General features: G+C 44.8%; 14 protein-coding genes. 5 read left to right on the forward strand and 9 right to left on the reverse strand.

Translation table 11 applies throughout. The features are described 5' to 3' along the window. The first annotated feature begins 1 nt into the window (after window position 1). Complete coding sequence (locus tag BSQ33_RS15560; protein ID WP_088134478.1) at window positions 2-1,366, forward strand: TrkH family potassium uptake protein; 1,365 nt, start codon at window positions 2-4, stop codon at window positions 1,364-1,366. Between the two features lie 32 nt (window positions 1,367-1,398). Here the strand turns inward: BSQ33_RS15560 and BSQ33_RS15565 are convergent, their stop codons facing one another. After that, window positions 1,399-2,328, reverse strand: a complete 930-nt coding sequence (locus BSQ33_RS15565) for a 1-aminocyclopropane-1-carboxylate deaminase/D-cysteine desulfhydrase (protein ID WP_088134479.1) — start codon at window positions 2,326-2,328, stop codon at window positions 1,399-1,401. 396 nt (window positions 2,329-2,724) lie between these two features. Here BSQ33_RS15565 and fabV point away from each other — a divergent pair, with 396 nt between their 5' ends. Beyond that, the gene (fabV, locus tag BSQ33_RS15570; protein WP_088134480.1) at window positions 2,725-3,927 is read left to right on the forward strand and encodes an enoyl-ACP reductase FabV; all 1,203 of its coding nucleotides are present in this window, start codon (window positions 2,725-2,727) and stop codon (window positions 3,925-3,927) included. Window positions 3,928-4,007: 80 nt separating this feature from the next. On the opposite strand, the gene BSQ33_RS15575 is transcribed toward fabV, so the two are convergent. The 5 genes from BSQ33_RS15575 to BSQ33_RS15595 form a co-directional block, all read right to left on the reverse strand. Beyond that, window positions 4,008-5,690: an aspartate:alanine antiporter gene (locus tag BSQ33_RS15575; protein ID WP_021019397.1), complete on the reverse strand. Its 1,683-nt coding sequence runs from the start codon at window positions 5,688-5,690 to the stop codon at window positions 4,008-4,010. A 198-nt stretch (window positions 5,691-5,888) separates the two neighbouring features. Beyond that, window positions 5,889-6,155 (reverse strand): GrxA family glutaredoxin, encoded by a 267-nt coding sequence (locus BSQ33_RS15580; RefSeq protein ID WP_027694050.1) that lies wholly within the window; start codon window positions 6,153-6,155, stop codon window positions 5,889-5,891. A 179-nt stretch (window positions 6,156-6,334) separates the two neighbouring features. Further along, window positions 6,335-7,189: a MurR/RpiR family transcriptional regulator gene (locus BSQ33_RS15585; RefSeq protein ID WP_027694049.1), complete on the reverse strand. Its 855-nt coding sequence runs from the start codon at window positions 7,187-7,189 to the stop codon at window positions 6,335-6,337. A gap of 325 nt (window positions 7,190-7,514) precedes the next feature. Further along, window positions 7,515-9,167 carry a pyridoxal-dependent aspartate 1-decarboxylase PanP gene (gene panP, locus BSQ33_RS15590; RefSeq protein ID WP_088134481.1) on the reverse strand — a complete coding sequence of 551 codons (1,653 nt, stop codon included), beginning with the start codon at window positions 9,165-9,167 and terminating at the stop codon, window positions 7,515-7,517. Between the two features lie 141 nt (window positions 9,168-9,308). Then, window positions 9,309-10,229, reverse strand: coding sequence for an HDOD domain-containing protein (locus BSQ33_RS15595; protein WP_088134611.1), 921 nt, complete (start codon window positions 10,227-10,229; stop codon window positions 9,309-9,311). A 318-nt stretch (window positions 10,230-10,547) separates the two neighbouring features. Here BSQ33_RS15595 and BSQ33_RS15600 point away from each other — a divergent pair, with 318 nt between their 5' ends. Beyond that, window positions 10,548-11,153 (forward strand): TfoX/Sxy family DNA transformation protein, encoded by a 606-nt coding sequence (locus tag BSQ33_RS15600; protein WP_027694048.1) that lies wholly within the window; start codon window positions 10,548-10,550, stop codon window positions 11,151-11,153. Between the two features lie 65 nt (window positions 11,154-11,218). Here the strand turns inward: BSQ33_RS15600 and BSQ33_RS15605 are convergent, their stop codons facing one another. The 3 genes from BSQ33_RS15605 to BSQ33_RS15615 all read right to left on the reverse strand — a co-directional run bounded on the left by BSQ33_RS15605 (window position 11,219) and on the right by BSQ33_RS15615 (window position 14,559). Then, window positions 11,219-11,767 (reverse strand): hypothetical protein, encoded by a 549-nt coding sequence (locus BSQ33_RS15605; protein WP_021019391.1) that lies wholly within the window; start codon window positions 11,765-11,767, stop codon window positions 11,219-11,221. A gap of 314 nt (window positions 11,768-12,081) precedes the next feature. After that, window positions 12,082-12,582: a response regulator gene (locus tag BSQ33_RS15610; protein WP_021019390.1), complete on the reverse strand. Its 501-nt coding sequence runs from the start codon at window positions 12,580-12,582 to the stop codon at window positions 12,082-12,084. A gap of 24 nt (window positions 12,583-12,606) precedes the next feature. Continuing rightward, window positions 12,607-14,559: an ATP-binding protein gene (locus BSQ33_RS15615; protein WP_088134482.1), complete on the reverse strand. Its 1,953-nt coding sequence runs from the start codon at window positions 14,557-14,559 to the stop codon at window positions 12,607-12,609. A 265-nt stretch (window positions 14,560-14,824) separates the two neighbouring features. Between BSQ33_RS15615 and BSQ33_RS15620 the strand changes: the two genes are divergently transcribed. Both BSQ33_RS15620 and serC read left to right on the forward strand, forming a co-directional pair. After that, window positions 14,825-16,081: a DUF945 family protein gene (locus tag BSQ33_RS15620; protein ID WP_157721412.1), complete on the forward strand. Its 1,257-nt coding sequence runs from the start codon at window positions 14,825-14,827 to the stop codon at window positions 16,079-16,081. A 159-nt stretch (window positions 16,082-16,240) separates the two neighbouring features. After that, the gene (gene serC / locus BSQ33_RS15625) at window positions 16,241-17,335 is read left to right on the forward strand and encodes a 3-phosphoserine/phosphohydroxythreonine transaminase (RefSeq protein WP_088134484.1); all 1,095 of its coding nucleotides are present in this window, start codon (window positions 16,241-16,243) and stop codon (window positions 17,333-17,335) included. Window positions 17,336-17,376: the final 41 nt, after the last annotated feature.

The following is a 17,376-nucleotide window of genomic DNA, read 5'->3' on the forward strand; positions in this document are numbered from 1 at the left end:
TATGGCATTATGGCAGCCCTCGACATCTCCGATAGTCAGAAGACCAAAAACAAGGCGCAAGATTGCAGCCGCGCCCCCGATTGTCTTATGTGGCAGTTTTCTGTTGTTGATTTTACTGGGGACATGTTTACTGAAGTTGCCGCTGGCGACAGTGGCCCCCATTAGTTGGGCGCACAGTCTGTTTACAGCGACCTCGGCAGTGACGGTGACCGGACTTTCCGTTGTTGATACAGGAACCGAGTTTACCGGTTTTGGTCAGGTGATTATTGCCATACTGATCCAGTTCGGTGGGTTGGGGCTGATGACTTTTGCGGTTGTGACGTTAATCGCATTGGGCGGTAAAATCAATTTCTTGCAGCGAACGGTGATCAGAGAAGCATTCAACCAAACCGATGCGCCGACATTAGTTTCTACTGCCAAATCCGTTTTATATTTTTCGTTGATTGTCGAATCGATCGGCATGGTCATTTTGTCGCTTTACTGGTTGCCGGAACTGGGGTGGAAAACCAGTTTATTTCATGGTTTCTTTTATACCATCAGTGCGTTTAACAATGCCGGGTTTGCGCTGGATAGCCGTAGTCTGATGCCGTATGTTTCGGATCCGGTCGTCAATCTGACGATTACCGGATTGTTGATTATCGGGGGATTGGGCTTTTCCGTCTGGCTGGATTTGATCCGTAATCGCCGTTGGGTTTTACTGACACCGTACAGCAAATTAATGATCTCCGGGACGATAATCATTAACGCGGTAGCCGTGATTCTAATCTATTGTATTGAATATAATAATCCTCATACGCTGGCACCTTTGAGCCAAACAGGGAAGTGGTTGGCCTCATGGTTTCAGGCGGTAACACCGAGAACCGCCGGGTTCAACACACTGCCAATCGATCAGCTTAAAGATGCCACTACATCCGTGATACTGGTGCTGATGTTTATCGGCGGCGGTTCAATGAGTACCGCCAGTGGCATAAAAGTGGTGACATTCATTGTGCTGATTCTGGCGACATATGGGTATTTGCGACGCGATTCAGCCATTCGAGTATTTAAACGAGAAATTTCCAAAGAAACGATCAATAAAGCATTGGCGCTGACCGTTATTTCCATTGGGGTCAGTTGGATGGCTATTTTCGGTTTGCTGCTGAGTGAACATGCCCCGATGGTTGATATTATTTTTGAAGCCATTTCGGCATTGGGAACGGTCGGACTTTCCCGAGGATTGACAGCATCGCTGTCTGGTACCGGAGAGGTAATTATCATGCTGATGATGTTTATCGGCCGGTTGGGACCGCTCACAATCGCGTACTTTCTTGCTAGCCCCAGAACGCATCGTTTACGTTATCCGGAAACAAAACTGGTTATTGGGTAGCAGATAGCCAATCTGTTGTGTTCGTTGCTGTATCAACCATCATGTCTGCCTGAAAGAAGATCCGCGTATTTACGTTGGTATCTGGCCTGCATACTGACATTGCCCAGTAAACCACCTTGATGAATGTAGATCAGCGGTGTATCAGGGTGCTCGGTTAACCAGCGTTGCAGACAGCGCCACATCAGTGGGTCATAGAGTAAATCAAATTCGACTTGGGTCTCGCGGCAGAGATTCAGCCAGATTATGTAGTCTTCGCGGTATAATTTACCGAAATGGTGTTTTTGCGACAGAGATAAAACGGTCGGGTAGCTGGTGGCAGACAGCATATCCCACTGCTGCTTCAGGTAAGATTCACCACCGACACAGGCGCAGGTCAGCACTTCAATCTGATGCGTTGCCAGATGTTGATGTAAATAGAGTGCTGTGGTGCCGGTGCCAGCGGGCAGCGCGACAACAGGGCGCTCAATCCGGTGTTTATGGCACCAGTCGATGATTTCATCCCCAAGAGTCGCAATTCCCGGCTGAGCAATATCACTTCGTCCGCCTTCCGGTAAAACCAGACAACGCTCATCAGGGCGACGAACGTGTTGAATATAGTCACAAGGATGCATCGCTGAAGTTGGATGTTGTCCTGTGGGGTAGATTGTTGCACCGAGTGCCAACGCTGCTTTGTAATTCCCCTGTGGGTGTTCGGCTAACCACTGAGGAATATGATCAACGTAATATTCAAACTGCCAGCCTCTGAGTTGTGCCAGTGCGGCAAATGAGTAAAGAGAATTGGCTTGCGGAGAGCCATAGCTGATTAACGTGGTGATTTGAGGCAAAGGCGCATCAAGTAAGGTCATCAGTTTGCGGGCTTTGTTGCCTGAAAACTGGGGGTGAAGTAAATCATCTCGCTTGAGATAGAAGTGCTTGCCGTCAAACGTGTGCTCGGTCATCGGGCTATGGGTCAATATATTCATGTCGGCAAGGATAGCTTGAGTTGTTCGCCATCACAATACGCATCCAAGACAAAAAAAAGCCAGTACAAACTGTACTGGCTGCTATAAATAGGAGTTAACAAGAAAAAGCAGTATTGACAAAAAAATCATTCAACGTTTCTGTCAATCTTGTTAAATCAGACTGGTGGTGTCACAGATAGTTCCTTATGTTTTCATTTTTTTGTTTGAATCCATAGTGCGAGCGAGGCACTGTTAAATAAATTTAATATTATTTTCAATGAGATAATGCCATTTCTAGTCTTAAAGTTGGGAAGAAGAGATCCAACCACTCACTTTTTGAGGGGAAATCTTAAGAAATAGGGTGAGATTTCGAGACGAAACTTTTATTCTTACGGGGTTTTTTAAAGGAAGTTGAATATGATCATCAAACCTAAAATTCGTGGATTTATTTGTACGACAACACATCCAGTCGGATGTGAAGCGAATGTCAGAGAGCAGATCGCTTATACCCAATCACAAGGAAGCGTAGATAATGCGCCTAAGCGCGTACTGGTTGTCGGGTCTTCCAGTGGCTATGGACTTTCATCACGTATTGCTGCGGCATTTGGTGGTGGTGCGGCAACAATCGGCGTTTTCTTCGAAAAGCCGGGAACCGAGAAGAAACCGGGGACCGCAGGATTTTACAACGCTGCTGCGTTTGACAAATGTGCGCATGAAGCCGGTCTTTATGCGAAAAGCATTAATGGCGATGCGTTTTCTCATGAAGCAAAACAGAAAGCGATTGAGCTGATTCAGCAAGATTTGGGTCAGATTGATCTGGTTGTCTATTCTTTGGCATCCCCAGTCAGAAAAATGCCTGATAGTGGCGAATTGGTTCGCTCAGCGCTGAAACCCATTGGTGAAACTTACACATCAACTGCTGTGGATACCAATCGGGATGTCATTATTGAGGCCAGTATTGAACCTGCAACTGAGCAGGAAATTGAAGACACAGTGACCGTCATGGGCGGACAAGACTGGGAACTCTGGATTAATGCATTGAACGACGCTGGTGTACTTGCAGATGGTTGTAAAACCGTTGCATATAGCTATATCGGTACCGAGCTGACCTGGCCGATCTATTGGGATGGTGCGTTGGGTCGTGCGAAGATGGACTTGGATCGTGCTGCAACAGCGCTGAACCAGCAACTGAGCGCCAAACAGGGCTCGGCAAATGTTGCTGTCTTGAAATCGGTTGTCACTCAGGCCAGTTCTGCAATTCCGGTCATGCCGCTTTACATCTCGATGGTGTTTAAAAAGATGCGTGAAGAAGGCGTTCATGAAGGATGTATGGGGCAGATCTATCGTCTGTTCAGTGAGCGACTGTATCGCGCTGACGGTCAGGCACCGGCTGTGGATGACCACAATCGTCTGCGTCTTGATGACTGGGAGCTGAGAGAAGACATTCAGCAACATTGTCGTGAGCTGTGGCCACAAATCACAACCGAAAACCTCAAACAACTGACAGATTATGAAGCATACAAAGACGAGTTTTTGAAGCTGTTTGGTTTTGGTATTGATGGCGTAGATTATGACGCGGATGTCAATCCGGCCGTTGAGTTTGATGTAATTGATATCTGATTTGTTTTCGATGAAAGATAAAAAAGCGCCATCATGGCGCTTTTTTTGATCCGCATCGGAGCAGACGTTAGCCTGATTGATTAACTCAGTAGAATGATGACGGTACCGGTTAGTGTCATCAGAATATTGGCAATGGTATAGGTGCCCGCATATCCGAGCGCAGGGATGGTTGATTTCGCATAGTCATTGACGATATCCATTGCCGGTGCGCAGGTTCTTGCACCAATAATGGCACCAAACAGCAACGCGCGGTTCATTTTCAGGACATAAGCACCAATGAGGTAAGCAAAAAATACCGGGACGACGCTGACCAGAAATGCGAGGCCAATCACTTTGATACCGATTTCTGACAGGTGTTCAAACATACTGCCACCGGCACTCAGCCCGATACCAACCATAAAAATCATCAATCCGAGATCTTTGGTCATATTGAGCGCACCTTGCGGGACATAACCAAAGGTTGGGTGATTGGCCCGTAAAAAGCCGAGCGTAATTCCAGAAAGTAATAGCCCGACAGCATTCCCTAAACCAAAAGACACTTGGCCGAAGGTCATGGTAATCAGGCCGAGCGTAATGCCAAAAATGAAAAAGGCACAAAAAGCCAATAAGTCTGCCATCTGGCTGTGAATCGAAATGAAACCGATTTTATCCGCGAGCCCTTGCACCCGACTTTTTTCACCACTGACCTGAAGGAGATCGCCTTTGGTGAGCACAATATCTGAGTCCATTGGCATTTCAATTTGTGCCCGGACCACGCGGTTGAGAAAACAGCCATACTCAGAAAGGTTCAAGTCAGACAGGCGCTTTCCGACCATGCTGTCACTTTTGACGACGATCTCTTCTTCTGAAATGCGCAGGTCAAGTAAATTGCGGTCAAAAACTTCTTTACCGTTTCGGAAACTGGGATCCAGTCTAGCGTGACTATCAGGGAAGCCGACCAGTGCAATTTCATCGCCTTCTTGTAAGATCGCATCACCGTCCGGATGGGCCAGAATGCCATTTCGCCGGATTCGTTCGATGTAACAGCCGGTTTGACGGTAGATGCCTAATTCACGAAGATTCCGACCATCAATCCAGTTTGTCAGTTCTTTTCCCACCCGATATGCACGAATAATAGGTAAGTAGACTTTTCGTTGTCCGTTATGACCTAAGCCGCGCTCCCGAGCGATTTGTCGGGCAGAATCGGAGAGATTTTGCTTTTGTAGTCTCGGCAGAAGCTTCGCAAACATAATCATACTGATGAGGCCGATAAGATAAGCAATCGCATAGCCGACTGAGACATTCTCCAGAACGCGGGACATATCCATGTTTCGGGGGATTTCTGCCAGTCCGGAGCTTAAGGCATCTTGGGCGCCGACGAGAATCGGTGTTGAGGTCAGTGCGCCAGCCATCATTCCCGCAGAAAGGCCGTAATCCAGATGCAGGGCTTTGCCTCCGAAATAAGTGATTAGGTTGGCAATGATCAGGACCGTCAGACTCAGGACGAGGTAGTGTTTCCCATCTCGGAAAAAGATCCCGAAAAAATTGGGGCCCGCCTCGATACCGACACAGTAAATAAATAGCATGAAGCCAATAGTGAGTGCTTCTGAATTCAGAGAAAAACCCAGATGGCCCATCAGGAGCGAGGTCACCAGAACCCCGATGGAGTTGCCGACCTGTAGGCTACCGAAACGAATTTTTCCCAGCGCCAGACCGCTCGCCAGAACAACAAAAATAAGCAGAATAGGATTTTCTTTTAACAGCAGAACAACGTTTATATTCACAACTTGACTCAGGGATGTGGAAGAAAGATGGCGGATAAATTGTATCTGAAATATAAGAAAAAATAAGGGTATTTTTTAGGCTTTTTGGCACAAAGAAGAATTTTCATCTTACCGAGGGGGAGAGGGGAGAGAATCAATGCGTTGGCGTGTCAGAAAAACAAAACCTGCCAGATAATTGGCAGGTCAGTCAGGTCGTGATTATGCGTCAAACAGACCTAAATTTTCTTTAGCATAAGCTTCGAATTCAGTACAGCCACCAATATGAGTCTGATCGATAAAGATTTGCGGTACAGTTTCAACGGGCTTACCTACGGTTTTTTCCAAATCGGCTTTGCTGATGCCTTCTGCTTGGATATCAACGTAGCGGAAATTAAAATCGTCACGTTTTTCTTTCAACGTTTCTGCATGTTCTTTTGCCCGAACACAGAATGGGCAGCCGGGACGACCAAATATCACTACAAACATAACTTTCTCCTTCATGTGTTGTTGGCGTAACTATGCCTGAAGTGACTTCGGAAATAAAGTTACATCTGCCTCTTGCTTTAATAGATTAAAACGATGTAATCGATGAGCTGCCGCTGAAAAAATGTGGGCCATTTATGGGCCCACATGCGGTGAAAATCTTAAGGATATGATGCGCTGTGTCAGAACTGAGGTAATTTATCGTAGCGGGAGTCTTTCAAGACATCTTTCACTCGTTTGAGGTTTTCCCTGAACCCTGAGCCGCGACGTAATGTAAACCCGGTTGCGAGCACGTCAATGACCGTCATCTGAACCACTCTGCTTGCCATCGGCATATAGACATCAGTATCTTCCGGGACGTCAAGACAGATGGAGAGTGAACTGACCTGATCGAGCGGTGAGTCTTTGGCAGTGATGGCGATGACGGTTGCACCATTCTGTTTGGCGAGATGTGCGATCTCAACCTGACTCTTCGTCCGGCCAGTATGAGAGATCAGTACAACAACATCATTATCGGTGCAATTGATACAGCTCATTCGCTGCATGACAATATCTTCAAAACAAGAGATCGGAATATTAAAACGAATAAACTTATTCTGCGCGTCACGTGCGACCGCAGAAGATGCCCCTAAGCCAAAAAATGAGATTCTCTTGGCTTGTGTCAGCAAATCAACGGCACGGTTAATTTGTGCAGCGTCGATGCTGTTTTTGGCAACATCAAGGCAAGCCATCGTGGATTCAAAAATCTTATGCGTGTAAGCATCGGGGCCATCATCTTCTTCAACGTTACGGTTCACATACGGTGTCCCGTTTGCCAGACTTTGGGCAAGATGAAGTTTAAAGTCAGGAAAGCCTTTGGTATCTAAACGGCGACAGAAGCGGTTGACTGTAGGCTCACTCACATCAGCCATTTTGGCAAGGGTCGCAATACTGGAATGGATTGCAGTTTGTGGTGATGCCATGATGACTTCTGCAACTTTGCGTTCAGATTTGCTAAAATTTTCCAGGTTTTTTTGAATTTTTTCTAATGTATTCATAGTGTTCACACGGGGAAAGAACATTTCAGGAATTCGACCTGATCACTGGCGATATCGAATCATGATACCCAAAGCATTCAACATTCATCACGAAGTGGGCATGGGAAATGAGTATAAACGTATGCACCGGTAATTCTGTAACATTTCAGGTTATCAAATGATAAGAATATGACAGGCCTCAAACTAAATTTCATATGATCCCCTAATTTTACCGCCAAATCCGACAAAACAGTATTTATCTAAGACAAAATGATTCATTTCTTACATCAGTCAGAAATAAAATTTCAGCAGATGTGATCGGGTGACTGAAAACAGGGGATGCATATTATATGTTGCCTGACAGAATGTTTTCTGCTGAGCGTTGGATTTGGCGCAGTAATGTCGGGGCGAGCGTAGCAATATGCCGCTGCTCTTCTAAAACTGCATGTAATATATCTTTGGTGGTTAACGGGTTGGCAAGCACGACGCGGAAAACAATGGTATTGAGATGCTGCCAACGCTTGGGTGTCAGTTGCGTTCGGGAAACAAATGACTTTCCTGATTCTCTTTGTTTTTTCTGAATGAATTTTGTCAGTGCATTCAATTGTTGATTGAGTTGGGCAAGTGTATCACCAGTGCAGTGTTGCAAGGCAAGACGTGCTTGGTGAGGAACGTAACGATAAGTCAATAAACACAACTCAGGTTCTGAAACGAGTTCAAAGTCATCCTGCTGACCAATAAGATCGGCAAAATAAGCCGCTTTTTGAATACTTTCATTGATCAGCAATTCATAACCCGCACGACTGATGATATGCATACATGCATAAACCAACATTGCCATGCCGGAGCGGGAACCTTCGAGTGTCCGGCTACCTAAATCTTTCGAGCCTTCGCGAAGAATATATTGGGCATGGTGCTCAATCGCATGGCTTGATGTGGGTGATTTAAATATCACCATTCCAGCGCCCATTGGAAGGTAGAGTTGTTTATGCGCATCGATGGTCACTGAATCGGCTTGTTCGATACCGTTTAACAGATGACGGTATTGATTCGACATCAATGTTGCACCACCCCATGCTGCATCGACATGGAAATGACACTGTTCCTGCTGACAAATTGCAGCCATTTCAGCAAGTGGGTCGATATTGCCTGTTTCCGTTGTTCCGGCGACACCGACGACTGAAAATGGCAAAATCTGTTGTTGCTTCAACCGTTGGATGGTTGCTTTTAGCTCGTCGGGTATAATTCGATTATGTTCATCCGTCGGAATGACAACTAAACCTTGCTGACCGATTCCCAGTAAATCTGCTGCTTTTTTTAACGAATAATGACCGCGTTCTGAGACCAGAATCGCTAACCCCTCATAGCCATAATGTTGCATGGCTCGGAACAGACCTTCCTGCTCAACGCCCTGAAATGTACCCTGAGCCTTGAGCGCATTATTGCGGGCGACCCATAAGGCCGTGATATTGGCAATGGTTCCGCCTGAGCAAAATGCTCCCAGTGAATGGTTGGCACTGTGCATCCACTGCGTATAGAACTCTTCATTACCCGTATAGATCAGTCGGTGTAACATGCCGATGACTTGACGTTCGAGTGGTGTGAAGGCTTTCGAGGTTTCAATTTTGACGAGGTTTTGGTTCAGCGCAATCATGATTTTTGACAGCGGCATCAGAAAATAGGGCAGCGCCGATGTCATATGACCGATAAAGCTGGGAGCCGATGTATGAACCGACTGAGCGACGACTTTGTCCAGCAAATGTTGGGTATGTTCAGAGACAAATGTCGGTTGTTCCGGAATCTGTGAAGAAAGAAAATCTTGCTCAATGGTTTTCAGCGGTTTTTCTTCGGAAACGATATGCTCTCGTAAGAACTGATTGAGGTTCTGAGAGATCTCTTCTTCGATTTGGGTCAGCGTGGACCCCGGACCTTCCGGTATGGTGAAAATTCGAAGCAGGCTATCAAAATTGGCTTGCGCTGTTTTGCTTTTTACAACCATAAAGCTATCAAATCGTGTCGTGGCTTATTTGGGCGGGACAATCTAAACGAAAACCTAGTGAATGTCCCGTATTAATTGATGGGCTTACCCAAACCACGACTGTCTCGATGATGGCGGTTTGGGAGGCTCAATAATAAAAGGTCAAAATCCAGATAAATGAATGATCGAACGAATCTGAGATTTAAAGTCGTTATCCGATAGGTTACTTAGTTCATATAAAACTTCAGCACCAGTCGCGTTGATTTCAACCTCGTGATCGTCAATGCTTTCATCTTGCTCACGAAACAGCAATAAGTGGTAAGCAATCTTGGCGATATCAAGATAAGAGACCTCTTTGGGTTTATGTGGTCTCTCTTTGTTGGATGCCACAGAAAGAAAATCTTGATCAAATCCCCATGTTTTGAGGACATGGTAGCTAGTTCGGCTACAGCGAGATTCAAAAATACGCATGGCCAAGTCATGATCAAGGTAGTTACCTTGTTCAAGGTAGAGATGATATTCATTGAGTAGGCAGAATAACCCGATATCCGCTAATAGACCGACCAGCAAGGCCTTATCTGATTCCAGATAAGCATATTCCTGTGGATCCAGATGTTTAAATGTATTCGTGACCAAGACCATTGTTGCACATAGTTTTCTTGAGTTGGTCGCACTCTGACGGAGGATTTGGTTACAGTCGTCGCGAAGGTTCACCGAGTACTTCAGTTGTTTCACGGCCTGTGCCGTGACAATGTCTCTGACCCTAAAAATTCCCAGTCTTGATACAGCTGTGTTGATATCGCTATAGGCAATGCTTCTGGAATTAAAAATGACGGAATTCGCAATACGCAGGACAACTGCGGTCAAGCCTGGATCATCGATCAGACATTCTGCGACATCAGTGACAGTCGTCGTTTCATCCAAACAGAGTTTCTGGATTTCCAGTACAACCTGAGGGATCGGAGGGAGTTCTATCTTTCCGCTTCGTATAGACAGTTCAACCATTTGGGCAAATTCGGTTTCAATTGCCAGAAATAAGGCTTGTTGATCACTCGGAAGCCAAAAAAAAGAGACGTGATTCATATTCATCAGATTCGTTGCTATTTAGGTTATTTTAGCGTTGCACTGACAGCACCGCAATGAATTATCGAAGCGTTATAAAAAATATCGGTCTTAAGTTCAAATTGAGAATACACACGCATATTTATTATCTCTGCGTGATTGCTCTAGTTTTGATGGGACTCATTTCACACCCCTTGCCGAGATTTTAGAAATCAATTCGTTATATCTTTTAAACCGACAATAAGACGACAGCTCGGACGTTCCCGCAATGAATCTCCGAGTTATCGCCTATGACGTCAGCCTGAAATAAACATATAACGACTACCGAGGCTAGGGTAAATGATAGCAACAAAATTTTTTGATTACTTAATGGAAAGAGAAAACTTTGACACGAAGTCAATATTTGGGGATATCGGGCTATTTTGGCAAGATGCCATGTTTGCTTTAATCAGCACCAATCATATTTATATTCGAGGAGGCGGTGTTCTGGATGAAAAATTAAATGCGTTAAATTGCTCAAAATATGTCTTTGTTAAAAAACAAAGTATTTCTAAAGTGAATTATTATGATATTACTGAATTGTTTCAATCCGATTATCCTTATTTGGGAGAGCTGATCAGTCGTTCCAAGGCATTGGCTATTTTTCAGAAAAAGCAAAAATATGCATTATCGAACCGGCGTTTGAGAGATTTGCCCAATTTACACTTGACTATCGAACGCATGATGAAGAAATCGGGGATTCCGGATGTTGCCACATTCTTTAAATTGGGGGCTTTGAAAACCTTTATCAAAGTCAGGCAACTGTATGGCACGACGACAGACATTAAACTGTTATGGAAATTTGTAGGAGCCATTGACGAAATTCACTGGAAACTGATCCCGGAAAAGCGCAAACAGCAGTTGTTGAATGAGTGCTGCATCCTGATGGGAATAGAGGAGGGGTAATATTGAACAGCCAAGTCGCTTAACTTGGCTGTATTAGTCATGAGTAATTAGGTCAATTGTTCAAATCAGTATTTGAAGCGAGCGCTTAAGATAATTTGATCATCATATGTGTCATTAAAGCGAGCTTCAGCCGCAACCGAGAACAATTCTGTCGAGTGGAAGCGAGCATAGGCAGCACCCAACCAGTCGTCGTCGTCATCAATGCTCAGATAGCCCACTTTGCCACCGACTTCAAGTTGTGGCCCTAACCACTGGCGAACACCCAGATTCAATTCCATGCCAGTATCGCTACCTCGGGAGTCATCGTGATCAACCATGCGGACTAACATTTCACCAGTGAAGTCAGCCCAATTGTTAATGGGAGCGTGGAAGCCTAAGCCGCCTGTCAGGTCGTAATCACCTTCAAGTTCTGAATCGACTCGTCCTATCACATGCGCATTGGGATGAACTGACATACTAAAACCTGCGCCATAAGTATTGGGACTAATACCTATCCGAGCTTCATAGTAGTCATAACTGAAGTTGCTCATTACCGATGGACTATTTGGATCTACCGCTGCAAATGTATAACCAGAGGCTAGTAACAACACTGCTGCACTAATAATTTTACGCATAACCGAACCTATCTTATTTAGAATCCCTGTAAAATGGCAGTAATTCTGCCTTCAATCAACCCTTTAACACATCATAAACCGGATGAGAGGCATAATGCTACCTTAAGAGTGTCATGCTTTTGTCGTGTGAGTGAAGCGTATTGCAAATACAATGCCATAAATGAGAGCTAAAACACATCATCATGTTGGTACACATCATCACATTGATGACGGGGGCGATAACCATTTCCATATAAAAGTATGGGAAAGCGAATGACTATTGAAGACCATTCAATCATGTCATTTTCTCAAGGCGTCCTTAAGCGTTGTTTGAATCACTCGCCAAATTCACGACGCCGTTGTGAAAGTGCCGCAAGTATTTCCGCTGTATCCAGTATTTTCATCCAGGGGGACAGATCAGATTCGTTCTCAATCATATACTGGGTGAGTTGGTGTTTAATGGTTTGGCGAAGTGCATCACCTTGCCAAGGTTTACTGATATAAAAATCCAAACCAGCATGGTTAATCGCTTTGACGGTATCATCAAGGCCAGCTTGCCCGGTCAGGAGGACTTTACGTGCCTTGGCCGTTTGCGGATCGGCATTGAGTTCTATCAGAAATTGAATCCCAGTCTGTTCCGGCATAATGTGATCACAAAGAATCAGTGCCAGAGGAATCTCTTGTTGTTGACAGTCAGACAAGACTTCTTTTGCTTCCGATACCGACTGGGCTGCCTCAACGACGAAATCATCTTCAAAACAGTCGAGGTCTTGGACCACGCTGTCTAAAATCTCCCGTTCGTCATCAACACAGAGGATCAAATAACGTTGATTCATAGTGTGCTCCTTCATCATCACTATTCATGATTGCATGTGTTTATCTATGCTCGGTTGGACGAGAGGTAGATAAACATCAATTGTTGTGCCTTCACCCACTTGTGAATTGAGCTGAATCCAGCCTTGATGTTGTTGAATGATCTGCTGACAGACTGAAAGGCCGATCCCGAGACCAAAGTTTCCTTCTTTTTTGGTGGTAAAGTTTAGTTCAAAAATTCTATCTTGGAGTTCAGCCGGAATACCTGTCCCATTATCGGTCACGGTCACACATAAGTAAGCGCGATGTTGGTGTTCGACCTGTCGGGTGTGTATTTCAATCTTGCCATGGTGTTCAGGGAGCGCATCGAGTGCATTCGACAGTAGGTTGACCCAGACTTGCTGTAATGCAGTAGGTTGACCGTAAACCAATGAGTGATCGGCATATTCTTTGATCAGTTGATATCTTTTGAGTCGGTTTTCAAAAATGACTAATGTATCTTCAATGCCCTCATGAATATTGACGGGAAGATAGCCTTCATCATCTTTACGCGCATAACTCTTCAGGCCTTTGACCATATCTGTGATCCGCTGAGTGCAGATGAGCACGGACCGCAGCGCATGACCTGTTTTCATATAATGTTCAAGTTGATGCACGTACGCTTTGGCATCGGTCTGGTCGGTTGTGAGCTGTTTGATGAGATCATGATCATGATCCAGTTGTAATTTGACTAATTTTTTGGCGAGGCTGCGATCCGGTAACTGATTTTCCAGCGCTTTTACCCGTTGTCTCTCTTCTGATGTTGAAAGCGGGGTGACGGTCATGGCTCGGTGCAGTAACGCAGTTGCTTGTTCAGTCAATGCCGGTGTGTGTGTATTGAATACCCACTGAATTTGTTCGGCCAGTGTTTCAGCGCCACGTTGAATCGCTGCAACAGGGTTATTCAGTTCATGGGCGACTCCGGCTACGAGTTGGCCAAGGACGGCAAGCTTCTCTCGTTCGACTAACTGTTGCTGCGTTGCTTCCAGTGATTCGAGCGTTTTCTGTAATTCCAGCTTTGTGGTAATACTGCGTTGAAGGCGTCGGTTAAAATGACGTAAAAGTAAATTAGTGAATAGTGGCAATAGCTGACTATCGGAATGCATTACTTTGGCAAAAACCTCTCGATCAAGCTTGATGACATGGGTTTTGGTTAGGGTGACAGCCGTTGAAAAGGAAGCCTCTCCGGTCACAAATGACATCCCACCGACCAGATTTCCTTTCTGATGCCGGACAACTTCGCGTTCATGACCCAGTTCATCTTGCTTAAACAGGGCAACCTCTCCTTGCGTGATAAACCAGAGAAACTGATTTTCTTCGCCTTCCCGGGTGAGCAGGTGATTTGAGGAGTATGTCCGGCACGCGTGGGTTTCATCTTTTTGCTCAAAGAAGGCATAAAGAAGGACGATCACCTTTTCTGCCAGTTCAGTGTCACTCATCTGATGATAATCATGAATAAATCCTTGGCGGAAATGTCGCATGGAATTATCCACATGAGCACGTAAGAGTTGTTTCTGGTCAAGCACTTGACTGTAGTCTAATAAATTGTCAGATTCGGCGTCGAGAATGAATTGAGTCAGTTCTTTGTAGGCGGTTTGGTACAATATTTGATCAGGCAGTGGCTTGGTGAGTGCGTGATCCAATCTTCCTTCATTGACGGCAGACAAAATGACCTGAATATCTTTTCCCGCGCTGATAAGCACTTTTCTGGCATCTTTGGTATGTGGTTGTTTGTCAAGCTGAATTAAGAAATCTGCGCCATTAAGTGCATCATGGTGGCAGGCGATCACTAAAGCAACAATTTGTGAACGTTGATGAATAAAATCCAGTGTATACTGCGCGTCGCTGATAGAATCGACGCAATATAGATCGAACAGGCCAGTGAAAGGGGTCAGTTCATGCTGATACTGTTCCACACTGATCGGGTTGTTATCTAAGCAGATAATCGCGTAGTGGTTCACAATGCTCTCACGGATACAATATTTTTCTGAAACTTTACCAAGGTTTTACTGATGGGGATGAGAGCTAAGTTCTATAATGAACGGTTTATCGGTGAAAAGAAATGAAACAGTCTGGGTTGCACGATTGATGTGAATATCATCGATAAATATGATTGAAAGTGTAAGAATAAATATTCAAATAACTTTTCTGTTCAAACGGGTGGATATCCGTTTCAAGGTTATTTGACTATGTATGATAGACAATAAACCAAAGAGATCCTGTGTTATGAATCAACTTAAAAAAGTAGCAGCAGTTGGCGGTGCGGTCTGCTTGGTGGCCTGTTGGCCATTAGTCGTCGGACAGATAGCTGAAAGAGTATTTCAAGACAACATTGCCAATATTAAGAATCAGTTGGTGACCGCAAAAGTGCTGAATTATGACCGTGGATATCTTTCGTCACATGTTCAAACCGAGATTCAGGTGACTGACCCAGGTTTAAAAGCCCAGATGCAGAATGATAATTTACCCACGTCATGGATTTTGAATAGTGATGTGAAACATGGCCTTTTTTCGATTGATGCAGTGACGCAGTTAGACAATCAGCCGGATGAGCCGCTAAAAATCGTGACTCAGACACAACTTAACGGCAATACTCATTTTGAAATCGATAGTCAGGTGGCCCATTATCAGGGCACCACGTGGTCAATGACATCGACACCGATGTCTTTATCTGGTGATGTAACCACATTAGGTGAAGTTGACTATAAACTGGATATTCCATCAGTGCAGTTTAGTCATGCCGATCTGCAAATCAATTTAACCAATCTTTATGGCAATGGTCAGGGTAAGAAAGAAAAAGGATTCTGGATTGGTTCTCAAACACTCCAAGTCGATAAAATGGTGATGTCTGATGATTCAGAACTCGGTAATTTTACTTTAGAGAAGGTTGGGTATCAGAACACCTCATCAATGGATGCGGATCGGGCTCGATACGATACTCGTCAACAGTTCAACATTGCCAAAATTTCAGCTCAGGATGGTGTCGTCGAACACCTGAATGTAATTTTCTCGATGGGGCAGTTAGATGTCGACAGTCTGGCGAAGATCGCGAAAATATTGGAGCACTATACCGATATCACACCGGCTGATGCGCAAAGTTTACAGCAAGCACTTGATCAATTGGTTACCAAAGGTTTCTCAATGGCGTTAGAACAGTTGGATATCGGTTTAGCACAAGGACAAATCGAGTCTAAAGTTGATTTGAAATTGCCGGCAGAAGATATGCAAGCCACCCCACAAGACCCGCTGGAAGTTGTCAAAAAACTGACGGGGCATGTCGAAAGTCAAGTGCCTAAAGCGGTTGCTGATGCTTTCCCTGTATTGCGTCAAGGCGTCGATGAACTGGTGACCATGAAAATGATGCAGGAAAATGGTGATGCCTATCAAATGAACGCAACTGTGCAAGATGGCGACCTTGTGTTTGAAAGTGGGAAAAAAGTCCCGCTGATGGTGATATTGATGTCCGTAATGATGCAAATGTAACCACTTTTTATCGTTCAATCGATTTATTCCGGGTTATTTCAGCATCAGAATTCGAAAAGAGGCAATTTGCCTCTTTTCTGCTTTTTTTGTCACAGGAAAAGTGATATTAATCAAAGTCTCTATTATAAACGCATGATTGACCGTAGGAGCAACGAACCCATGAAGTTAAAGTCTGACACCGTGTATAACTTCAGTGCAGGCCCTGCAGCTTTACCAAAAGCCGTGATGGAACAAGCGCAATCCGAATTTATCGACTGGAATCAACTGGGCACATCGGTGATGGAAATCAGCCATCGCAGTAAAGAATTTATTCAAGTCGCCCAAGAAGCGGAGCAGGATCTTCGGGATCTGTTGAATATTCCTGATAATTATAAAGTCCTGTTTTGTCAGGGGGGGGCCAGAGCACAATTTGCAGCGGTACCGTTGAACTTATTGGGTCAGTCAACCAAGGCGACTTATATTGATGCCGGATATTGGGCAGAGAGTGCGATTGATGAAGCGAGTAAATACTGCAACATCGATACATTTGATGCCAAGACCGATATTGACGGACAATTGGCGGTAAAACCAGCCAGTGAATGGCAAATTGCATCGGATTCCGCGTATGTTCACTTTTGTCCGAATGAAACCATTGATGGTATTGAGATTAATGACCTGCCGGTCACGGATAAACCTATCGTGGCAGATATGTCTTCCAATATTCTGTCTCGGCAAATTGATGTCAGTCAGTACGGCGTGATCTATGCCGGTGCTCAGAAAAATATCGGGCCGGCTGGGATTACGATTGTTATCGTTCGGGATGATTTACTTGAATTCGCCCATAAAATGTTACCGAGTGTCCTGAGCTATAAAGAACTGGCGGAAAAAGATTCAATGTTCAATACGCCCCCGACATATGCTTGGTATCTTTCTGGTCTGGTTTTTAAATGGCTGAAAAGTCAGGGTGGGGTCAAAGCAATTGAGCAGATCAACCGTGAAAAAGCCGAGACAATTTATGGCTACATCGATCAGTCGTCCTTTTATCGCAATACGATTCACCCGAATAATCGGTCTCGGATGAATGTTCCGTTCCAGTTGGCAAAACCTGAACTGGACGGCAAATTCCTTGAGCTAGCCAAAGAGCGAGGTTTGGTGGCATTGAAAGGGCACCGTGCCGTAGGTGGTATGCGAGCGTCAATTTATAATGCAATGACATTAGCCGGTGTTCAGGCATTGGTTGCGTTTATGCAAGAATTCGAGGCGGAATACGCATAACTCTGAATTTCCGCAATATTGATTGATAAAACGCAGCAAAA

The organism is Vibrio gazogenes, from assembly GCF_002196515.1.
In the GTDB taxonomy this organism is placed as follows: domain Bacteria; phylum Pseudomonadota; class Gammaproteobacteria; order Enterobacterales; family Vibrionaceae; genus Vibrio; species Vibrio gazogenes_A.